Genomic DNA, 20,694 nt, shown 5'->3' with positions numbered 1-20,694 from the left:
TCAATCGAGCCCGGCGGTGCCGTCCGGCTTGACGGTCACGGTGGCACCCGCGAGGTCCTCGCGGGTGCTCGCCTCGGCCTGCGACGAATCGGTGATGACGGCCAGCGCGCGGCTGCCGCTGGGTGTACGGACAGCGACGAAGACCTTCTCGGGCGTACCCTCGCGGGTCACCGGTGTGGTCCAGGACTCGACGGTGCCAGTACCGGACCAGTCGTCCTCGGCCACCACCGTCGGCTCGGCATCGACCTCGGATTGCACATCTTCCCAACGGAATTCGTTCACCGGTGGCTCGGTGCTGTAGACGCCGAAGCTGTGCTTGGTCAGGTAGCCACCGTTGGCGGTGATGAGCCCGATCTGGCCGGGACTAGCCACCAGCCGCTCCGCCATGGTGGCGATCGAATGCGAGACGTAGTTGTTCCACGGCCCGCCGGCGAAGGTCAGGCCACCGGTCACCGTCAGCGGCCGCGCCGGATCATCGAGCGCCAGACCCAGCTCACGGGCCGCTACCTGCACCGCCGACGGGAAGCACGAGTACACGTCCACCGCATCGATGTCGTCGATGCCGAAGCCGGCGAGTTCCAGCACGCGGCGCCCGGCGATGCGAATGGACGGTGACCCCGAGAAACTGCCGCGTTCACCCAGCACGTACGGATCATGCGCATCGGTACCCGCATGCGGGAAAACCCAACGGTCCCTGGCGATCCGCAGTTCTTCGGCCTTGCCCACCGAGGTCAGGATCAGGGCGGCGCCCTGGTCGACCATGTTGTTGGAGTTCATCAGCTTGGTGTACGGCCAGCTGATCATCCGGTTGTCCGGACCGGGCTGCCAAATCTGCTCGGCAGGCACCGCCTCCCGGCTCCAGGCATGCGAATTACCTTCTGCCACTTGACTGAACCGCGCCCACAGCTCCCCGATCCGGCGGCGGTGGTCCTCGACGCCCTCCCCCGCCGCGATCCGCAACGCCTGCTCGAACATCGGGTACACATGCGACGGCGCCACCAAACCGATCCGCAGCTCGGCCGGCCCCACCATGTCCACGTCGGGGTCGCTGGGCGCCATCGGCACCGACCCGTCCTGCTCGGTTCCGGCCAGGCGCTCACCGCGCGCCTTCAACCGCGTCCGCGTCCGCCAGGTCTCCCCGCCGGCAATCAGCACCACGTCGCTGCGGCCCTGCCGGATGTCCAGGCACGCCTGGTTCACCAACGACTGCGGCACATTGCCACCGACCGGGGAGTAGCGGGTGACGGCGCCGGACGCGCCGATGCGCTGCGCCAGCAACAGCCCGGGATCCCGGTACCGCAAGGAGAAGACGTTGACGATCCGGACGGCGTCGACCGCCTCGAGCACGCGCGCATCGGCCGCCTCCCGTGCCGCGGCCTCCATCAGGTCGACGGGCTCGCCACCCGGGTTCTCGTCGTACTGGTTGACCTGGCCATAGCCGACGAGCACCGGGGTTCGGGGATCAAGGGGCACTCCATCACGTTAGTGGGTCGTCGCCAACTGTTGTGACCTGGCTCTTTGGCGCCTGTCGGTACACTCGCCAGAGATGATCGACGCCTCGGCAGCCGCCGCTGCAGCATGCCTACCAACCGGCTCACCAGCCGTGCGGCACCCGCGCGTCTACATCGACGTGGCCGTCGTGGTGGCCGTCCTGGTCGCGACCAATCTGCTGGCCCACTTCACCACCCCCTGGGCGAACATCGTCGTCGTGCCCCTCGCCGCGCTCGGGCTGGTGGCTCTGGTCCGCAAAAGGGGCCTCGGGTGGACCGAACTCGGACTCGGCCGCGCGCACTGGCGGACCGGCATGCGCTACGCACTCGGTGCCATTCTGCTCGTCGGGTCGGTGATCGCCGTCGGTGTACTGCTGCCCTGGACCCGGCCGATGTTCCTCAACAACCACTACGCGACCATCTCCGGCGCCTTACTTGCGTCGATGATCGTCATCCCGCTGCAGACCGTCATCCCCGAGGAACTGGCCTTCCGCGGCGTTCTACACGGCACGCTCGACCGGGCCTGGGGATTCCGCGGCGTCGCCGCCGCGGGCTCGCTGCTGTTCGGCCTCTGGCACATCGCCACCTCACTGGGCCTGACCAGCAGCAACGTCGGATTCACGCGCGTCCTCGGCGGCGGGGCGGTCGGCATGATCGCCGGCGTCGCCATGGCCGTCGTCGCCACCGCTGCCGCGGGATTCGTCTTCACCTGGCTGCGGCGCCGGTCCGGCAGCCTGCTCGCGCCGATCGCGCTGCACTGGTCACTCAACGGCATGGGTGCGCTCGCCGCGGCCGCCGTCTGGCACTTCACCTAGAAACCGCGCCGGCGGGCTGGCCCCCTAACCGTCACCAGATCGCTGCATTTCAGACCTCGTTGCGGCTCGCCGAACGGGGCTAGCCTCGAGATGTATCAGTCAATCGAAAGGTCATGACAATGATGCACATCGTCTGGTTGATTCTTCTCGGCCTCGTCGTCGGAGCCATCGCCCGGTTCGTCGTACCCGGGAAGGACGACATGGGGTGGATCCTCACGTGCGTGCTCGGTATCGCAGGTGGTTATGTCGGCGGCACGCTGAGCAGTGTCGTCTACGCGCCGCACAAGCTCGATTTCCGCCCGCCGATCGAGCACTCGTTCTGGGGCGCGCTGGTCGGCGCGGTGATCCTCGTCCTGCTCTACCGCTTCGTGAAGTCGAAGAGTTCTACGTAGAACTCACAGCGAAAAGAAATCGAGGACCGTGCCCGGTTGGGCACGGTCCTCGATTCGTTTGAGCAACTATCCGGCGGGGGCCATCTCCGGCGGCGCGTTCGTCACCGGCACCGGAACGCCGACCATCGGGTGGGCCGGATCGGCAGGCTTGGGCGGAGCGTTCGGGTCGACCGGAGGCGGAGGCGGCGGGTTCCACGGGCGGATCGACTGGGCCAGCGTCACGGCGGCGGCCTTGTCGACCGGGTGGTTCCCCGAGCCCAGCCACACGACGAACCACCGCTGCGGGTTGCGCTGGCTGCGGATCGTGGCGTCCGGCGGCGGGTTGCCGACGACACCCGCCCAGATCTGACCGTTGGGCTTACCGGTGTCGGTGAACTTGACCTCGTAGAACGACGCCGCACCCGGCAGGGACCCTGCCGTCAGCGCGGTGGTCTCCTGGCCGACGCGGGTGCCCGGGAAGGGCATGAAGAACTCACCCATGTCCGAGGCCAACCGGTTGGCGGCCTTGCCGTTGTCGGACTCGGCACCGGCGAACAGCTTCAGGTCCAGACGGCCCAGCAGCACGCTGGTGTCACTCGGGGCCTGCTCCGAACCCGCGGCCGGGGCCTTGGTCAGCAGCGCCTGGCCGTACGAGAGCTGCGTGGCGTCGGCGATCTTCCAGCCTTGCGGCACAACGTAACTGAAGCCACCGGCGTCGTTGTTGACCCGGCCGGGCTCAGCCGGCGGCGCCGGAGCGGCTGCCGGAGCCGCACCCGCGGCGGTACCCGGCGCCGGCGCACCGGGAGCAGGCGGTGGTGGCGGTGCGTTGGGGTCGGCCGGCGGTGCGGCCGGGTCCGCCGCGGGCGGCGGCGGCACATCGACCCCCGGGGCCGGAGCGGGCGCCGGTTCGCCGACCGGGGCGGGTGCCGGAGCAGGAGCCGGGGCGGGCGCAGGAGCTGGCGGCACCGGGTCGGCGTACGAGATCGCGCTCGGCAGCGCGATCGCCGCGGCCGCCGCACCTGCCACAGCAGCAGTCAGGGATTTCGGAAGGCGTTTGCGGGCACTTGTCCGCGCATCCGGGTGTCGCATGGGGACGAAAATACAGTGTTACCGGCGTGACGCAAGTGCGAGTTGCGGCTAATTCCTCCACGAGTCTGTTAGCTCGCACGCGACATCTGGACAGACCACGGCGAGATCACCCGGTTGCTGAGCCCCGATGCGGCCCCGGACGGGCCGGGCGTGCCGTCACGCGGGGCGAATCGCGACGTCCTGCGGATCGACGCCGAAGTACACCTGCTCCCCCGGAATCAGCCGCAGACCTGCCGCCACCTCCGCACTGATGTCGGCCGCCAGACCCCCGCCGCCGTCGTCAGCCGCCTCGGCACGCACCCGGATGACCGGGCCGCGGTGATCCAGTTCCGCGACCCCGACGGCGACGACATTGACGTCGGCCCCGGGCGGCTCCCGGCGCACCGATACCGCCGCCGGAGCGAACACCGCGATCGCCGGACCGCCCGGTGTCACGTCGGGCCCCCAGACACCGCGCCACGTCTGTCCCGCGGCCAGCACCGAACCGCCGTCGTCGCCCGCGCGCCCACTGACCAGATTCACGCCCGCGAACCGCGCCCCGAACACCGTCCGCGGCGCGGTCAGCACATCGGCGACAGTGCCCGATTCGACGATGCGGCCGCCTTCGATGACCGCCACCCGATCCGCGAGCGTGACGACGTCGAGAAGGTCGTGGCTGACCAGCACCGAACTACGTCCGCCGGTAGCCAGGACACCACGCAGCAGCCGGCGCATCGCCGAGGCCGCCGTGACGTCCAGACCGGACAGCGGTTCGTCGAGCAGCAGCACGTCGGGTTCGGCGGCCAGTGCCCGGGCCAGCGCGACCCGCTGTGCCTGACCGCCCGACAACTGCCCCGGCCGGCGATCGGCCAGTTCGGCGGCGCCGACCTCACCCAGCCAGCGGTCCGCCGTCCGCCGCGTCTCGGTGTGTGCGCCCCGGCGGTGGAGATGGCGGGCTTGTGGCCCGAAGGCCACGTTGCCGGCGACCGTCAGGTGGGGAAACAGCGCCGGGTCCTGCAGCAGCAGGCCGACCCGCCGGTTGTGGACCGCGACGTGCCGGCCCGACGCCGTGTCCGTCAATTGGCGTCCACCCACCGTGACGGTGCCCGCGTCGGGCCGCAGCAGGCCGGCGATCACGTGCAGCACACTGGATTTCCCCGCGCCGTTGGGCCCGACGACGGCCAGCACCTCGCCGGCGGCGACGTCGAACTCCACATCGATGCCGCGACCTTCGACGACCGCGCGTACCGCGAGACCGCCCGTCACGGTCTGGTCTCCGCTTCGAACGGCCCGCGACCGAACCGGGCGCCGCCCGTCACGAGCACCACGACGGCCGCGACCACGACCAGCACCAGCGACAGCGCGACGGCGGCATCGGCGTCGGCCTCGCGCTGCAGATAGATCTCCAGCGGCAGCGTCCGCGTCACCCCCTCGCGGGAACCGGCGAACGTCAGCGTCGCGCCGAACTCGCCCAGCGACCGCGCGAAGGCCAGCACCGAACCGGACACCAGGCCCGGGGCCAGCATCGGCAGGGTGACCCGCCGCCACACCGTGGTGGGCCGGGCCCCGAGCGTGGCCGCGACCGCCTCGTACTGCGATCCGGCCGTGCGGGCCGCGCCTTCCAGCGCGATCACGAGAAACGGCAGTGAGACGAACGTCTGCGCCAGCACGACCGCCGTCGTCGAGAAGGCGATGTGCACGCCCGCCGCGTCCAGGTACTTGCCGATCAGCCCGAGCCGGCCGAAGGCGTACAGCAGCGCGATACCGCCGACGACCGGCGGCAGCACCAACGGCAGCAGGATCAGCGGGCGGGTCCAGCGCACCACCCGGGAGCCGCTGCGCGCCAGGACCAGCGCCATCGGCACGCCCAGCACCACGCAGAGCACGGTGCTGGCCGCGGCGGTCTTGAGGCTCAGGACCAGCGCGGTCACCGACGAGTCGCTGCTGATCAGCTCCAGGAAGCGCGACCAGTCGACCTTCGCCGCGACCGCGATCAGCGGCAGGACGACGAACAACGCACCCAGTGCCGCAGGGACGTAGATCCAGCGCGGCAGCCCGGGGTTCAAGGCTGTGCGAACCCGAACTGCGCCAGGATCTGGCGTCCCGTGTCACTCGTGACCAGGTCGACGAACCGCTGGGCAGCCGACGCGTCGGCCGCCGACTTCAGCACCCCGATCGGATAGATGTTCACCGCCGACGCCGCCTGCGGGAACTCGACCTTGGCAACCTTGTCGCCCGCCGACTTGGCGTCGGTCTGATAGACCACGCCGGCGTCGGCCTGGCCGCTGGTGACCTTGTTCAGCACGTCCGTCACCGACGTCTCCTCGCTGACCGGCTTGAGTTCGACGCCGACGATCTTCTCGACCTTGCGCGTCGCCGTCCCGCACGGCACCTGACGGGCACACACCACGACGTTCAGCCCGGGCCGGGCCAGATCACCGAAGTTGTTGACATGCTTGGGATTTCCCGGCGGCGTCACGATGACGAGCGTGTTGGAGGCGAAGTTCACCGGAGTGCCCGCGAGCAACCCGGCCTTGGCCGCCTTGGTCATGTTGTTGGCGTCGGCCGAGGCGAACACATCGGCCTTGGCGCCCTGCGTCAGCTGTTCGACCAACGACGACGAGCCCGCGAAGTTGAACTGCACGTCCGCGCCCGGGTTCTCCTTCTTGTAGCGGTCGGCGAACGCGGTGAACGCCTGCTTCAGGGATGCCGCCGCGTACACGTTGATCACAGGACCCGACGGTTTCGGGCTCGAATCACACGCCGAGAGTGCACTCACGCCGCCGAGCAGGACCAACACCGCCACCGCACGCATCAACTTGCGCATGAGCCACATGCGCAAAACCCTAGGGCCCATTCCTCCGCGTGGCGAGTTTCGTCAGCTAGCTACTGTCCAGTAACATGGCGGCAACCGCGTTCAGCGTTGCACACGAGGAGGCCCTGTTCATGGACGTTCTGGTCACCGGAGGCGATACCGATCTCGGCCGCGTCATCGCCGCAGGATTCCGCGACGCCGGGCACAACGTGACCATCGCCGGCGCCCGCCGCGACGAGCTCGAAGTGGCCGCCAAGGAACTCGAAGTCGAGTCGATCGTGCTGGACAACACCGACGGCGCCGCGCTGGAGCAGATGCGCGACAAGCTGCCGCAGCACCTCGACACCATCGTGAACGTCCCGGCACCCGTGTGGTCCGCCGGCGACCCGCGCACCTACACCCTGGCCGAGCGCGCCGCCGTGTGGCGCAACACGCTCGACTCGTCGCTGCTGTCGGCCGTGCTGACCGTCCAGATCCTCGGCGACCAGATGCGTTCGGGCGGCGCCATCGTCACCGTCGTGCCGGAATGCCCCAAGGACGGCACCGCCGACGCCGCGATCAAGGCGGCCGTGTCGAACTGGACCGCCGGCCAGGCCGAGCACTTCGGCATCCGCGGCATCACGATCAACGTGGTCGCCGCCGGCCGCGGCTCCGAAGCGGGCTACGACGGCGTCGAGACCAGCGGCGCGACCGTCGGATCCGAGCTGACCAAGCTCGCCCTCTTCCTGACCACGCCGGCCGCTCGCCACATCACCGGCGAGACGCTGCACGTGAGCGCCGGCGCGCTCGCGACCTTCGCCTGACCCATCACTTCATCGGGCAGTTTTATTCCCGATTTGTGCCGGCTTCGCGTCCGGCGAAACACAGGACGCGACAACGTGGTTGGTGACTAGGGTCGAATCGTGACGATTCGACTCGGTCTTCAGATTCCCAACTTCTCCTACGGCACGGGTGTCAGCGAGCTGTTCCCGACCGTCATCGCCCAGGCGCAGGAAGCCGAGGCCGCAGGCTTCGACTCCGTCTTCGTGATGGACCACTTCTATCAGCTGCCGATGCTCGGCACCCCCGACCAGCCGATGCTCGAGGCGTACACCGCGCTCGGCGGCCTGGCCACCGCGACCCAGAACGTTCAGCTGGGCACCATGGTCACGGGTAACACGTACCGCAACCCGACGTTGCTGGCCAAGGCCATCACGACCCTTGACGTGATGAGCCAGGGCCGCGCGATCCTCGGCATCGGCACCGGCTGGTTCGAGCTCGAACACGAGCAACTCGGTTTCGACTTCGGCACCTTCACCGACCGCTTCAACCGGCTCGACGAGTCGCTCCAGATCATCCTGCCGATGCTCAAGGGCGAGCGCCCGACCTTCACCGGCAAGTACTACCGCACCGTCGAGGCCATGGCGAACCCCCGCTTCCGCGACCACATCCCACTGCTGATCGGCGGCAGCGGCGAGAAGAAAACCATTCCGCTCGCCGCCCGGCACTTCGACCACCTGAATCTGGTGTCGGGCTTCGACGAGGCGCCGCGCAAGGTGGCCGTGGTCCAGGAAGCGTGCGAGAAGATCGACCGCGACCCGGCGACCCTGGAAACCAGCATGCTCGTCACCGCCTTCGTCGACGACAAGGCGACGCCGGACCTGATCCCCGCGGAGATGACCCAGCGCATGGTCGCGGGCAGCGCCGAAAGCGTCGCCGAACAGCTCAAAGCCAAGGTGTTCGACGCGGGCATCGGCGGCGTGATCCTGAACATTCCGACCAGCGTGACCGGATACGTACCCGGCGTCATCTCGGCCCTCGGAGCAGCGCTGACCGCGGCCCTCAACGCCTGACCCGGCTCGGTGGGGCATCTCACTGCATTGATCGATTCAGCTGCGACTAGCCTGTGTGTGTAAACAGTCTTGTAGTAGTACGTCGAGGAGCCCCTCAACATGGTCCACCCCGGAGCTACGGCATCGGATCGCCACAAGGTCGTCATCATCGGATCGGGCTTCGGTGGCCTGACCAGCGCCCAGGCGCTCAAGCATGCTGATGTCGACATCAAGCTGATCGCCCGTACCACCCACCACCTGTTCCAGCCGCTGCTGTACCAAGTGGCGACGGGCATCATCTCCGAAGGTGAGATCGCCCCACCGACCCGGCTGATCCTGCGCAACCAGAAGAACGCCCAGGTGCTGCTCGGCGATGTGACGCACATCGACCTGGAGAACCAGACTGTCGACTCGATCCTGCTGGGCCACACCTACAGCACGCCGTACGACAGCCTGATCATCGCCGCCGGCGCCGGTCAGTCCTACTTCGGCAACGACCACTTCGCCGAGTGGGCGCCCGGCATGAAGACCATCGACGACGCGCTGGAACTGCGCGGCCGCATCCTCGGTGCGTTCGAGCAGGCCGAGCGCTCCAGCGACCCGGAGCGCCGCAAGAAGCTGCTGACGTTCGTGGTCGTCGGCGCCGGCCCGACGGGTGTCGAGATGGCCGGCCAGATCCAGGAGCTGTCGGACCAGACCCTCAAGGGCAGCTTCCGGCACATCGACCCGACCGAGGCCAAGGTCATCCTGCTCGACGCCGCGCCCGCGGTACTGCCGCCCATGGGCGAGAAGCTGGGCCTCAAGGCCAAGAACCGGCTCGAGAAGATGGGCGTCGAGATTCAGCTCAACGCCATGGTGACCGACGTCGACCGCAATGGCATCACCGTCAAGGACAAGGACGGCACCATCCGGCGTATCGAGTCGGCATGCAAGGTGTGGTCCGCCGGCGTGCAGGCCAGCCCGCTCGGCCGCGACCTGGCGAACCAGTCCGACACCGAGATCGACCGTGCCGGCCGCGTCAAGGTGAACCCGGACCTGTCCATCCCCGGCCACCCGAACGTTTTCGTCGTCGGCGACATGGCCTTCGTCGATGGTGTCCCCGGCATGGCGCAGGGCGCGATCCAGGGCGGCAAGCACGTCGCCGCCATCCTGAAGAACGAGGCCAAGGCCCGCGCACACGGCACCAAACCCAAGCCGCGCGAACCGTTCTCGTACTTCGACAAGGGCTCGATGGCCACGGTGTCCAAGTGGAACGCCGTCGCCCAGATTCCGCTCGGTGACAAGGCCAAGCTCGAATTCGGCGGCTTCATCGCCTGGCTGGCCTGGCTGGGGCTGCACCTGATCTACCTGGTGGGCTTCAAGACCAAGATCGCCACGCTGCTGTCCTGGACGGTGACGTTCTTGAGCCGCCAGCGCGGTCAGCTGACCATCACCGAGCAGCAGGCCTACGCCCGCACCCGCATCGGGGAACTGGAAGAGATCGCGTCGTCGGTTCAGGCCACCCCAGACCCGGTGGCTTCCTGAACTAGAGCCTTGGTCCCTGCCAGGCCGACAGGCAACCCCCGTCGGCCAGGGCCATGACCACCTGATCTCGGCGTGATTCGTACCCATCTGCGGTACGGATCACGCCGAGATCGCTTTCGGGGTAGGAAAATTCGCTGACGTAGGCGCGCGGGGCGGCGATCTCGTCATCGCTGACCGCACCGGCGCCGAGTTCGACGCGGTGCCGCACGACCGGCACCGTCTCGTGGTCGACGTGCAGCAACCCCTCCCAGAAGCCGTGCTGCTCGCCGGCACGCCCGACCTGCACCCGTTCGCGCAGCCGCACCCGGCCCGCCTCGGCGATCTGCAGCCGCGTCGTCGCCTGATGGCTGCTGCCGCCCGCGATGACCGTCGGCTCCGGATCCAGGTCGAGCTCCCCCGCCACTTCGAGCTCCCAGCTCGAGCGCGACTGCGTCGTCGTCGCACCGGGCAGCACCACCATCGCGGCCACGCTGCGCACCCGCAGCCGGGCACCGGCCTCGACGATGACGCGCACGTCGATGGTGTCACCGCCCAGCGGTGTTGCGGCCGTGGACACGAGATGGACGGCGTCGGGAGCGGTGCGGCGCGCGGCCACACCGCCGACGCACTCGATGCGCGGCCCCCGGCCGGGGGTTGCGACGATCAGAACCTGGGTGTGCATCACTCAGGCGTTCGTCACCTCGGCGCCGGCGAGTTGTTCACGTACCCAGGCCTGCACCAGCGACGCGGCCGGGTCCTCGGTGAGCGAGATCAGCACCGTCGGGCGGTCACCGCGCACCTTGCCGGCGTCGCGCCGCATGACATCGAGGTCGGCGCCGACCATGGGCGCCAGGTCGGTCTTGTTGACGACCAACAGATCCGAGTACGTGACGCCGGGCCCGCCCTTGCGCGGCACCTTGTCGCCGCCGGCCACGTCGACGACGAAGATCTGTACGTCGACCAGACCTGAGGAGAATGTCGCCGTCAGGTTGTCTCCCCCGGACTCGACCAGGATGAGGTCGAGTTTGTCGTTGGACTCGATGAGGTCGTCGATGGCGTCGAGGTTCGCGGTGATGTCGTCGCGAATCGCGGTGTGCGGGCAACCACCGGTCTGCACCGCGGCGATCCGCTCGTCGGGCAGCACGGCGTGCCGGCGCAGGAAGTCGGCGTCCTCGGTGGTGTAGATGTCGTTGGTCAGCACTGCCAGCGACAGCTCGTCACGCAGCTGCCGGCACAATGCGGCCACCAGCGCCGTCTTACCGGAGCCGACGGGCCCGCCGACGCCGATGCGCAGCGGTTCACCGGGTTGCCGCTCGCGCTTGGGCCGGTCGTGGTGATGGTGCGGCTGACCGTCGATGAAATGTGGTGGCATGGTGGACCTTTCGGTTCAGGAGGCGAACAGGGGGCGGTCGCGGCCGGCGTGTCGCTGGGCCAGGACGTCGAGCAGTGGATCGGACAGGTCCGCGATGCCTTTCGCCGCTTCGGCCGCGGTGGCGTCGCACAGCCCCGACAGCTCGAAGGTGAGCGCGGCGACGTCGGCCGGATCGAGCGCGAGCAGGCGTTGCGCTGCCGTCGCGGAGCCCGTCATGGTGGTGTAAACGACTGTGGCGCAGGTCTGTTCGGGGTCGAGGCCACTGACGCGGCCCACCACGCCCGAGGCCACCGCGAGATGTGGCCGGGTACCCACGTTGCCCCAATCGGTGTCCGGCCAGACTCGGCGCGCCAGCCGCACCAGCCCACGGCCCTGCGCCCGGGATGCCTGCCGGGCCGCGGGAGCCGGTGTGCGCGCGTCCGTTTCGCGGTCGGCCGCCACCGGGTCGAGGCCGCTGTGGACCGCAGCGGCGATCGAGGCGGTGACGAGCCCCTGGGTCCGGATCCGCCGGCGCAGGTAGGCCCGCAGTGTCACCACGTTGGTCACCAGACCACTGGTGACCGCCTCCTCGACGCCGCCGGAGTGCACGTGCCCGCCGGTCGGCAACCGTGAATCCGCCAGTGCCAGCAGGGTGGCCAGGCCACTATCCATCAGAACAGCCGCTGTCCATCAGAACAGGAAGTATCTCTGCGCCATGGGCAACTCGGCGGCCGGCTGTTCCTGCCAGACCTCGCCGTCGATGCGGACGGTGAACGTGTCGGGATCGACCCGGATGTCGGGCATCGCGTCGTTGAGCGGCAGATCCGCCTTGCCCCGGCCGCGGACGTTCTTGACCGGAACGAGCCTGCGCCGCAAGCCGAGTCGCGCCGCGAGGTCGTCCTCGATGGCGGTGGGCGAGACGAAATGCACCGCGAGGCCGGCTGCCACCGTCGGGTTGGCGCCGAACATCGGCCGCGGCAGGACGGGTTGCGGCGTCGGGATGGAAGCGTTGGCGTCGCCCATGGCCGCCCAGGCGATCGCGCCGCCCTTGAGCACGAGATGCGGGCGGACGCCGAAGAACGCCGGCTCCCAGAGCACCAGGTCGGCCAGCTTGCCGACCTCCACCGAGCCCAGCTCGTGGTCGATGCCGTGCGTCACCGCCGGGCAGATCGTGTACTTCGCCACGTAGCGGCGGACGCGGTTGTTGTCGTTGCCGCTCGCGCCGCCGGGGTCGCCTTCGAGCGGCCCGCGGCGCTTCTTCATCACGTGCGCCGTCTGCCACGTCCGCATCACCACCTCGCCGATGCGGCCCATGGCCTGGCTGTCGCTGCCGATCATCGAGATGGCACCGATGTCGTGCAGCAGGTCCTCGGCGGCGATGGTGGACGGCCGAATCCGGCTCTCCGCGAACGCCAAATCCTCGGGCACGGCGGCGTTGAGGTGATGGCACACCATCAGCATGTCGAGGTGTTCGTCGAGGGTGTTGACGGTGTGCGGCCGCGTCGGGTTGGTCGAGCTGGGCATCACGTTCGGGTGGCTGGCCACCGTGATGATGTCGGGCGCGTGGCCGCCGCCGGCGCCCTCGGTGTGGTACGCGTGGATGGCCCGGCCGGCGATCGCGGCCAGGGTGTCCTCGACGAAACCCATCTCGTTGAGGGTGTCGGAGTGCAGGGCGACCTGCACGTCGGCCTCCTCGGCCACCCGCAGGCACGCGTCGATGGTGGCCGGTGTCGTGCCCCAGTCCTCGTGCAGCTTGAAACCGGCTGCGCCACCGCGCAATTGCTCCCACATGGAGTCGGGGTTGATGGTGTTGCCCTTGCCGAGCAACAGGATGTTCATCGGCCAGCCGTCGAGCGCCTGCAGCATGCGCCCGAGATGCCAGGCGCCGGGCGTGACGGTGGTGGCCTTGCTGCCCTCGGCCGGCCCGGTACCGCCACCGATCATGGTGGTGATGCCGCCGCCGATCGCCTCCTCCAGGAGCTGGGGACAGATGAAGTGCACGTGACAGTCGATGCCGCCCGCGGTGAGGATGCGGCCGTTGCCGGCGATGATCTCGGTGGACGGCCCCACCACGAGGTCGGGGTGCACCCCGGACATGATGTCGGGGTTGCCGGCCTTGCCGATGGCGACGATGCGGCCGTCCCGAATCCCGATGTCGGCCTTGATGATTCCCCAGTAGTCGATGATGATCGCGCCGGTGATCACGGTGTCCGGCGCGCCGTCGGCCCGCGTCGTGCGCGCCTGGCCCATCGACTCGCGCAGCACCTTGCCGCCGCCAAAGACCGCCTCGTCGCCCGACAGGCCCGGACCGCCACTGAGGTCCTCGGTGATCTCGATCAGCAGATCGGTGTCCGCCAGGCGGATCCGGTCACCCGTCGTCGGCCCGAAGAGCGCCGCATACCGGGAGCGGGAAAGGGAACTCATTCGTGCCGTCCGTTCTTCGCGCGAGCGCTCATCAGCCATCCAGCTTTCCGGGCGGGTTCAGCGACAGCCCGTACACCTCGCGGGTACCGCCCAACGGAACCAGCGCCACCCGCTGCGCCACACCGGGTTCGAATCTGATGGCGGTGCCCGCCGGCACGTCGAGCCGGTACCCGTGTGCGGCGGCGCGGTCGAACTCCAGCGCGGAATTGGCCTGCGGGAAATGCACGTGGCTGCCGACCTGCACCGGCCGGTCACCGCCGTTGACCACGTCGAGCGTCAGCCGCTCGGCACCGGCGTTGATGGCGATATCGCTCTCGCCGTAAAGGATTTCACCCGGGATCAGCCCCGTTCCCTCGACGGTCGCGCGCTCGGACATCGTCGGGCCTCAGGCGATCGGGTAGTGGACGGTGACGAGTTTGGTGCCATCCGGGAAGGTGGCCTCGACCTGGACGTCGGACAGCATCTCCGGGACCCCCTCCATGACGTCGTCGCGGCCGAGCACCTCGCGGCCGCTGACCATCAGCTCCGCGACGGTCCGCCCGTCGCGCGCGCCTTCCAACAGGTGATCGGTGATCACCGCGACCGCCTCGGGGTGATTGAGGCGCAACCCTCGCGCCTGCCGTCGGCGCGCCAGTTCGGCGGCGTACGAAATCAGCAGGCGTTCTTGCTCATGCGGCGTCAAACGCATAAGGGGCGATATTGCCACGGCACGCTGGGAATGGCATGTCGGGCGGTGGCTTTCGGGCCCTCACCGCACCCGAGGGGTCAGCCCTCGAGGTTCTGCAGCCGCACCTGGCCCCGGGCCACCGGCCGGTCGTCTTCGTCGGTGATGGTGACCAGCCACAGCTGCTGCCGCCGGCCGCGGTGGATCGGCGTCGAGGTGGCGGTGACGGTTCCACCCCTGAGCGCGCGCAGGAAGTCGGTGTTGTTGTTGACGCCGACGACGGTGCCGCCGCCGTGCTCGGCGAGCCAGACATGGCCCGACACGCTGGCCAGGCCCTCGACGATGGCGCAGTAGACGCCACCGTGCACGATGCCCCACGGCTGCAGGATCTTGTCGGTGATGGTCAGCTGGGCGCGGCCGCCGTCCGGGGTGACCTCCAGGTAGGTCAGTCCGATTTCGTTGTCGAAGCCCTTGCCGAGGCCCTCGGGCACAGATGTCGTCACGAATAGCTGTCTACACGAGCGCCCGGGGCGGCGGTCACCACACCCGTGTGGCATGAAAGCGAGCAGGCCCCGCACCGAATGGTGCGGGGCCTGCTCTTCGAATGGACCGGGAATCACTGCAGCCCTCAGGATTCCGGCGCGGTCCGGTGGTCTCTCGACTCCTGAATAGTAGGCAAGGCTTGCCTAATTAGCAAGCCCTTGCCAGTTGCACCCGGTCAAGTCCGCGCACCGGCGCACCGAACCCGACAAGGGTGTCCAGCACCGCCTGCGCACGACCCATACCGTCGGCCTCGCTCACCCCGGCCAGCAGCGGCACCTGCGTCGCGGTGCCGACCACCGACGCCCCGACGATGTGCCACATCGCCGGTACCGCGAGGATGCCGCCACTGACATCGAAGAGCTTCGCGAACAGCGGATTCAGCGCGCGATGGCAGCGATGCGCCAGCCAGGTCGCGAGCGCCTCCTCACCCGGGAAGGCGACGACACCCTCCCCGATCCGGCGGGTCGCCGGCACTCCCCGGCCGCCGAACACCGGATCCCCCGGCAGTACCCGCAACGTCGGGTCCGCGACGCCCACCCAGTCGATGCCACCCTCCGAGTCGACGTGGACCCACAGGTTCTCCAGGCCGGGGTCCCAGGCGCGGCCCTCCAGCACCAGCAGCGGCACCACGCGGCCGACGACGACGTGCGCCAGCATCGCGGCCACCTGCTGGGCGGCCACCGCCGCACTGCCGGTGTCGCCCATCGCCGTGTCGTACATCGCCTGCATGCGGTCGCCCGTCACGGCTTCCGCGAGCGGCCACCACCGGCGACGGGAGATGTCGTCCATCACCGCGACGCCGTAGACCCGGGGATCGCTGGGGCACAACTCGCGCAGCCGACGGCTCGACTCGTGCAGCGGGAGCATCCGGCGGATGTCCATCGTGGCGATCAGCGGGTCAATCACAGCGGAGGGCATGAACACATCCTTAAGTTAGGTTAGCCTTACTATAGTGACGACCCGCGAGATGTAAACCGCTGTGACGGGACTCACAAGCAGCACAAAAACAGCCCTGACCGGGAACCCCGACGCGCCGTCGGGGCGTTGGGGAGAACATCCGAAATGGATACGACGCACGGTAGTAAATGCGTAGTACCCTGAGAAGACTGCGGAAAGAGTGAAATAGGACATGGCGAAATTGACGCGACTTGGCGAGCTGGAGCGCGAGGTGATGGACCACCTGTGGTCGTCCCGCGAGCCGCAAACCGTGCGTCAGGTGCATGAAGCACTCGCGACGCGCCGGGATCTGGCCTACACCACGATCATGACGGTGCTGCAGCGCCTGGCGAAGAAGAATCTGGTCGTCCAGCATCGTGACGACCGCGCGCACCGCTACGCACCCACCCACGGCCGCGACGAGCTGGTCGCCGGGCTCATGGTCGACGCCCTCGACCAGGCCGCAGACTCCGGCAGCCGCGTTGCGGCGCTGGTTCATTTCGTCGAACGCGTCGGCGTCGACGAGGCCGATGCGCTCCGGCGCGCCCTCGATGAGCTGGAAGCCAAGCACCGAATCCCACCGGCGACTGGCAATTCCGGCACCGACTGAGAGACACTTAGCGCGTGTCCGCCCTGGCCTTCACTCTCGTCGCGCTACTGCTGGTCGGGCCGGTACCCGCCTTGCTGGCGCGCGCATCGTGGCCAAAGCGGGCCCCCCGGGCCGCGATCGTGTTGTGGCAGTCCGTCGCCATCGCCGCCGTACTGTCCGCCTTCAGCGCCGGTATCGCCGTCGCCAGCAGGCTTTTCGCGCCCGGCCCTGACGGTCGTCCCACGACCACCGCGACCAGCGAGATCAGCGTCCTGGGCTGGCCGTTGTGGATCACCCATGTCGCGGTCTTCGCGCTGACCCTCGTCGTCGGCGCCCGTCTGCTCATCGCCTTCGTCCAGGTCGCCATCGCGACACGACGCCGGCGCGCCCACCACCGGATGATCGTCGACCTGCTCGACTGTTCGCGCGACACCGCACCCGCACCCCAGGCCCGTCATCTCATCGGCCACGGCCTGCGCATCCTCGACGTCCAGCAGCCCCTCGCCTACTGCCTGCCCGGCGTGCGCAGCCGCGTCGTCCTCAGCGAAGGTGCGCTCAAGCACCTCGACGACAGCGAGATCGCCGCCATCCTCAGCCACGAACACGCCCACCTGCGCGCCCGGCACGACCTGGTGCTCGAGATGTTCATCGCCGTACACGCCGCCTTCCCCCGCTTCGTCCGGAGCGCCAGCGCCCTCGACGCGGTCCGCTTCCTGATCGAACTGCTCGCCGACGACGCCGCCGTCCGGGCCACCGGCCCGACACCGCTGGCCCGGGCCCTGGTGGCCTGCGCGTCCGGCCGGGCCCCCAAGGGCGCTCTCGCCGCAGGCGGCCCGACGACCGTCCTGCGGGTGCAGCGCCTGGCCGGTGAACCCAACAGCTCCTGGGTGGCCGCGGGCGCGTACCTGGCCGCCGCCTCCGTCCTGGTCGTCCCGACCGTCGCAGTGGCTGTGCCCTGGCTGACTGAATTGCACCGGTTGTTCTTCTCGTAGACTTTGCGACTGGCAGCATCAGCTTCCGTGGCGGATGACGCCGCACCGGCCCCGGCCGGTCCGAAATGCTTTGCGCCACAACCAAACAACGAAAGGGCCAGCCGTGAGCTCGTCGGGAAACCCGGAATCAACCACCGCTACCGCCCAGATCGGGGTCACCGGCCTGGCCGTCATGGGCTCCAATCTCGCCCGTAACTTCGCCCGCCACGGCTACACCGTCGCGCTGCACAACCGCTCCGTCGCCAAGACCGACGCGCTGCTGGCCGAGCACGGCACGGAGGGCAAGTTCGTCCGCAGCGAGACCATCGCCGAGTTCCTGGACGCGCTGGAGAAGCCGCGCCGCGTGATCATCATGGTCAAGGCCGGCGATCCGACCGACGCCGTCATCAACGAGCTCGCCGACGCCATGGAGCCCGGCGACATCATCATCGACGGTGGCAACGCGCTGTACACCGACACCATCCGCCGCGAGAAGGCGATCCGCGAGCGCGGCCTGCACTTCGTCGGCGCCGGCATCTCCGGTGGCGAGGAGGGCGCCCTCAACGGCCCGTCGATCATGCCGGGCGGGCCCGCCGAGTCGTACGTCTCGCTCGGGCCGCTGCTCGAAGAGATCTCCGCGCACGTCGACGGCGTACCGTGCTGCACGCACATCGGGCCCGACGGCGCCGGCCACTTCGTCAAGATGGTGCACAACGGCATCGAGTACTCCGACATGCAGCTCATCGGCGAGGCCTACCAGCTGCTGCGCGACGGCCTCGGTATGGCAGCCGGGCAGATCGCCGACGTCTTCGCCGAATGGAACAAGGGCGACCTGGACAGCTACCTGATCGAGATCACCGCCGAGGTGCTCAAGCAGGTCGACGCCAAGACCGGCAAGCCGCTGGTCGACGTCATCGTCGACGAGGCCGAGCAGAAGGGCACCGGCCGATGGACCGTCAAGTCCGCGCTGGACCTCGGCATCCCCATCACCGGCATCGCCGAAGCCGTGTTCGCCCGCGCCCTGTCGGGCTCGGTGCCGCAGCGGCGCGCGACGGTCGGCCTGGCCTCGGGCCACCTCGGCGAAAAGCCCAGCGACGCCACGAAATTCATCGAGGACGTGCGGCAGGCGCTGTACGCCTCCAAGATCGTCGCGTACGCGCAGGGCTTCAACCAGATCGAGGCCGGCAGCGCCGAATACGGCTGGAACGTCAAGCCCGGCGACCTGGCCACCATCTGGCGCGGCGGCTGCATCATCCGCGCCAAGTTCCTGAACCGGATCAAGGAAGCGTTCGACGCCGAACCGGAACTCGCCACCCTGCTGGCGGCGCCGTACTTCCGCAGCGCGGTCGAGTCGGGCATCGACAGCTGGCGCCGCGTCGTGGTGACCGCCACCGAGCTGGGCATCCCGGTCCCGGGCTTCGCGTCGTCGCTGTCGTACTACGACGCGCTGCGCACCGAACGGCTGCCCGCCGCGCTGACGCAGGGCCTGCGCGACTTCTTCGGCGCCCACACCTACGGCCGCACCGACGCCCCGGAGGGCAAGAAGTTCCACACCCTCTGGAGCGGTGACCGCACCGAGGTCGAGGCGTAGCTTCGCTCGGTACGCACGAAACTGCCCCTCTGCACCGCAGAGGGGCAGTTTTGCGTCCGCTCGGCATTGTCAGGCGCGGCCATTAGGCTGAAGGCGTGCAGTTTCTCGACGGCCACCGGCCCCCGTACGACCTGACCTACAACGACGTCTTCGTGGTTCCGGGGCGGTCGGAACTGACGTCGCGCTTCGACGTCGACCTGGCGACCACCGACGGCACGGGCACCACCATCCCGATCGTCGTCGCCAACATGACCGCGGTCGCCGGCCGCCGGATGGCCGAGACCGTGGCCCGCCGCGGCGGCATCGTGGTGCTGCCGCAGGACCTGCCCATCGACGCGGTCCGGGGCACCGTCGACTTCGTCAAGAGCCGCGACCTCGTGGTCGACACCCCGGTCGTGCTCGCCCCCGACGACTCCGTCTCGGACGCGCTGGCCCTGATCCACAAACGTGCCCACGGTGCGGCGGTGGTCGTCGACGCGGGCCGCCCGCTCGGCCTGGTCACCGAGGCCGGCTGCGCCGGCGTGGACCGCTTCGCGCGCGTCCGCGACGTGGCCACCACCGACTTCGTGTCCGCGCCCGCGGGCACCGAGCCGCGCAAGGTGTTCGACCTGCTCGAGCACTCCCCGACAGGCATGGCGGTTCTGACCAACGCCGACGGCTCGCTGGCCGGCGTGCTGACCCGCACCGGGGCCATCCGCGCCGGTATCTACGCCCCCGCCGTCGACGCGCAGGGCCGGCTCCGGATCGCGGCCGCCGTCGGCATCAACGGCGACGTCGCCGCCAAGGCCCGGGCCCTGGCCGAAGCCGGTGTCGACGTCCTGGTCGTCGACACCGCCCACGGGCACCAGTCCAAGATGCTCGACGCGCTGTCCGCTGTGGCCGCACTGGATCTCGGCCTGCCGCTGGCCGCCGGCAACGTTGTCTCGGGCGCCGGCACCCGGGACCTGATCAACGCGGGCGCGTCCATCGTCAAGGTGGGCGTCGGCCCCGGTGCCATGTGCACCACCCGCATGATGACCGGCGTGGGCCGGCCGCAGTTCTCGGCCGTCGTCGAATGTGCCGCGGCGGCAAAGGAACTCGGCGGCCACGTCTGGGCCGACGGCGGCGTCCGGCACCCGCGCGACGTGGCACTGGCGCTGGCCGCGGGCGCGTCGAACGTGATGATCGGCTCGTGGTTCGCCGGCACGTACGAGTCCCCGGGTGACCTGCTGATGGACCGCGAGGGCCGCGTCTACAAGGAGAGCTTCGGCATGGCCTCCAAGCGCGCGGTGGCGGCCCGTACCGCCGGCGACGGCGCGTTCGACCGGGCCCGCAAGGCCCTGTTCGAAGAGGGCATCTCGTCGTCGAAGATGGCGCTGGACCCGGTGCGCGGCGGCGTCGAGGACCTGATCGACCACATCACCTCGGGCGTCCGCAGCACCTGTACGTACGTCGGCGCGGCAAACCTGGCCGAGCTGCACGAGAAGGTGGTGCTCGGGGTGCAGTCGGCCGCCGGATTCGCCGAAGGGCACCCACTGCCGACGGGTTGGTGAGCCGGTCCGAAAGGGCCGACCAGCTACCATTGCCGTACGGCCGGGGACGCAGCAGGCGTCAGACGGCCATCGATATCGATTCAGCGAAAGGCAGCACGTGCCGCAGGCACCCGTTGGGGCGTTGACCGTCCCGAGCCAGACGGGAGCGTGCCAGGCCGATCAAGCGCTCCCGGAACTGGGCCTCGAGTCAATGGACGCCGAACCTCCCAGTAGCGAGCCG

The 20,694-nt window shown here is 69.3% G+C and carries 22 protein-coding genes; 9 read left to right on the top strand and 13 right to left on the bottom strand.

The genetic code is table 11. From position 1 onward, the window contains the following. Positions 1–1,473 (bottom strand): acetyl-CoA acetyltransferase, encoded by a 1,473-nt coding sequence (locus BR47_RS0104970; protein WP_029118787.1) that lies wholly within the window; start codon positions 1,471–1,473, stop codon positions 1–3. 73 nt (positions 1,474–1,546) lie between these two features. On the opposite strand from BR47_RS0104970, the gene BR47_RS0104965 reads away from it, so the two are divergent. Continuing rightward, a complete protein-coding gene (locus BR47_RS0104965) occupies positions 1,547–2,305 on the top strand; it encodes a CPBP family intramembrane glutamic endopeptidase (protein ID WP_029118786.1) in 759 nt (252 codons plus the stop codon). 119 nt (positions 2,306–2,424) lie between these two features. Further along, positions 2,425–2,697 carry a GlsB/YeaQ/YmgE family stress response membrane protein gene (locus tag BR47_RS0104960; protein ID WP_020100188.1) on the top strand — a complete coding sequence of 91 codons (273 nt, stop codon included), beginning with the start codon at positions 2,425–2,427 and terminating at the stop codon, positions 2,695–2,697. Between the two features lie 66 nt (positions 2,698–2,763). Here BR47_RS0104960 and BR47_RS0104955 read toward each other — a convergent pair whose 3' ends face one another. From BR47_RS0104955 to modA, 4 genes are all read right to left on the bottom strand, one after another. Then, complete coding sequence (locus BR47_RS0104955) at positions 2,764–3,765, bottom strand: APA family fibronectin-binding glycoprotein (RefSeq protein WP_029104916.1); 1,002 nt, start codon at positions 3,763–3,765, stop codon at positions 2,764–2,766. Between the two features lie 156 nt (positions 3,766–3,921). Then, complete coding sequence (locus BR47_RS0104950) at positions 3,922–5,010, bottom strand: sulfate/molybdate ABC transporter ATP-binding protein (RefSeq protein ID WP_020100186.1); 1,089 nt, start codon at positions 5,008–5,010, stop codon at positions 3,922–3,924. After that, positions 5,007–5,810, bottom strand: coding sequence for an ABC transporter permease (locus BR47_RS29745; RefSeq protein ID WP_036426714.1), 804 nt, complete (start codon positions 5,808–5,810; stop codon positions 5,007–5,009). The genes BR47_RS0104950 and BR47_RS29745 overlap by 4 nt, the downstream gene beginning before the upstream one ends. Next, positions 5,807–6,559: a molybdate ABC transporter substrate-binding protein gene (gene modA / locus BR47_RS0104940; RefSeq protein WP_029104915.1), complete on the bottom strand. Its 753-nt coding sequence runs from the start codon at positions 6,557–6,559 to the stop codon at positions 5,807–5,809. The genes BR47_RS29745 and modA overlap by 4 nt, the downstream gene beginning before the upstream one ends. A 131-nt stretch (positions 6,560–6,690) precedes the next feature. On the opposite strand from modA, the gene BR47_RS0104935 reads away from it, so the two are divergent. The 3 genes from BR47_RS0104935 (at position 6,691) to BR47_RS0104925 (ending at position 9,894) form a co-directional block, all read left to right on the top strand. After that, positions 6,691–7,362 carry an SDR family oxidoreductase gene (locus BR47_RS0104935; RefSeq protein WP_029104914.1) on the top strand — a complete coding sequence of 224 codons (672 nt, stop codon included), beginning with the start codon at positions 6,691–6,693 and terminating at the stop codon, positions 7,360–7,362. 99 nt (positions 7,363–7,461) lie between these two features. Then, entirely contained in the window at positions 7,462–8,391 is a 930-nt protein-coding gene (locus BR47_RS0104930) for an LLM class F420-dependent oxidoreductase (protein WP_029118785.1), read from the top strand. 99 nt (positions 8,392–8,490) lie between these two features. Beyond that, the gene (locus BR47_RS0104925) at positions 8,491–9,894 is read left to right on the top strand and encodes an NAD(P)/FAD-dependent oxidoreductase (protein WP_029118784.1); all 1,404 of its coding nucleotides are present in this window, start codon (positions 8,491–8,493) and stop codon (positions 9,892–9,894) included. Between the two features lies 1 nt (position 9,895). Here BR47_RS0104925 and BR47_RS0104920 read toward each other — a convergent pair whose 3' ends face one another. From BR47_RS0104920 to BR47_RS0104885, 8 genes are all read right to left on the bottom strand, one after another. Continuing rightward, positions 9,896–10,555, bottom strand: coding sequence for an urease accessory protein UreD (locus tag BR47_RS0104920; RefSeq protein WP_029118783.1), 660 nt, complete (start codon positions 10,553–10,555; stop codon positions 9,896–9,898). A gap of 3 nt (positions 10,556–10,558) precedes the next feature. Beyond that, the gene (gene ureG / locus BR47_RS0104915; protein ID WP_020100179.1) at positions 10,559–11,245 is read right to left on the bottom strand and encodes an urease accessory protein UreG; all 687 of its coding nucleotides are present in this window, start codon (positions 11,243–11,245) and stop codon (positions 10,559–10,561) included. Positions 11,246–11,260: 15 nt separating this feature from the next. Next, entirely contained in the window at positions 11,261–11,896 is a 636-nt protein-coding gene (locus BR47_RS0104910) for an urease accessory protein UreF (RefSeq protein WP_029118782.1), read from the bottom strand. An 18-nt stretch (positions 11,897–11,914) separates the two neighbouring features. Then, positions 11,915–13,648 carry an urease subunit alpha gene (locus BR47_RS0104905; protein WP_029118781.1) on the bottom strand — a complete coding sequence of 578 codons (1,734 nt, stop codon included), beginning with the start codon at positions 13,646–13,648 and terminating at the stop codon, positions 11,915–11,917. A gap of 31 nt (positions 13,649–13,679) precedes the next feature. Further along, positions 13,680–13,991, bottom strand: coding sequence for an urease subunit beta (locus BR47_RS0104900; RefSeq protein WP_029118780.1), 312 nt, complete (start codon positions 13,989–13,991; stop codon positions 13,680–13,682). 42 nt (positions 13,992–14,033) lie between these two features. Beyond that, on the bottom strand, positions 14,034–14,336 hold the full coding sequence (locus tag BR47_RS0104895; RefSeq protein ID WP_020100175.1) for an urease subunit gamma: 303 nt from the start codon (positions 14,334–14,336) through the stop codon (positions 14,034–14,036). Between the two features lie 77 nt (positions 14,337–14,413). Beyond that, positions 14,414–14,815 carry a PaaI family thioesterase gene (locus BR47_RS0104890; protein WP_029118779.1) on the bottom strand — a complete coding sequence of 134 codons (402 nt, stop codon included), beginning with the start codon at positions 14,813–14,815 and terminating at the stop codon, positions 14,414–14,416. 187 nt (positions 14,816–15,002) lie between these two features. Beyond that, positions 15,003–15,773: a hypothetical protein gene (locus BR47_RS0104885; RefSeq protein ID WP_029118778.1), complete on the bottom strand. Its 771-nt coding sequence runs from the start codon at positions 15,771–15,773 to the stop codon at positions 15,003–15,005. Between the two features lie 211 nt (positions 15,774–15,984). Between BR47_RS0104885 and BR47_RS0104880 the strand changes: the two genes are divergently transcribed. From BR47_RS0104880 to BR47_RS0104865, 4 genes are all read left to right on the top strand, one after another. Continuing rightward, the gene (locus tag BR47_RS0104880; RefSeq protein ID WP_029104910.1) at positions 15,985–16,401 is read left to right on the top strand and encodes a BlaI/MecI/CopY family transcriptional regulator; all 417 of its coding nucleotides are present in this window, start codon (positions 15,985–15,987) and stop codon (positions 16,399–16,401) included. A gap of 14 nt (positions 16,402–16,415) precedes the next feature. Beyond that, positions 16,416–17,372 carry a M56 family metallopeptidase gene (locus BR47_RS0104875; RefSeq protein ID WP_029118777.1) on the top strand — a complete coding sequence of 319 codons (957 nt, stop codon included), beginning with the start codon at positions 16,416–16,418 and terminating at the stop codon, positions 17,370–17,372. Positions 17,373–17,475: 103 nt separating this feature from the next. Then, complete coding sequence (gnd, locus tag BR47_RS0104870) at positions 17,476–18,942, top strand: NADP-dependent phosphogluconate dehydrogenase (protein ID WP_020100170.1); 1,467 nt, start codon at positions 17,476–17,478, stop codon at positions 18,940–18,942. 95 nt (positions 18,943–19,037) lie between these two features. Then, positions 19,038–20,474, top strand: coding sequence for a GuaB1 family IMP dehydrogenase-related protein (locus tag BR47_RS0104865; RefSeq protein WP_020100169.1), 1,437 nt, complete (start codon positions 19,038–19,040; stop codon positions 20,472–20,474). Positions 20,475–20,694: the final 220 nt, after the last annotated feature.

It is taken from the genome of Mycobacterium sp. UNC410CL29Cvi84 (assembly GCF_000686745.1).
Taxonomy (GTDB): Bacteria; Actinomycetota; Actinomycetes; order Mycobacteriales; family Mycobacteriaceae; genus Mycobacterium; species Mycobacterium mucogenicum_B.
Note: the sequence above shows the minus strand (reverse complement) of the source record. Positions and strands in the feature narration are given on the sequence as shown.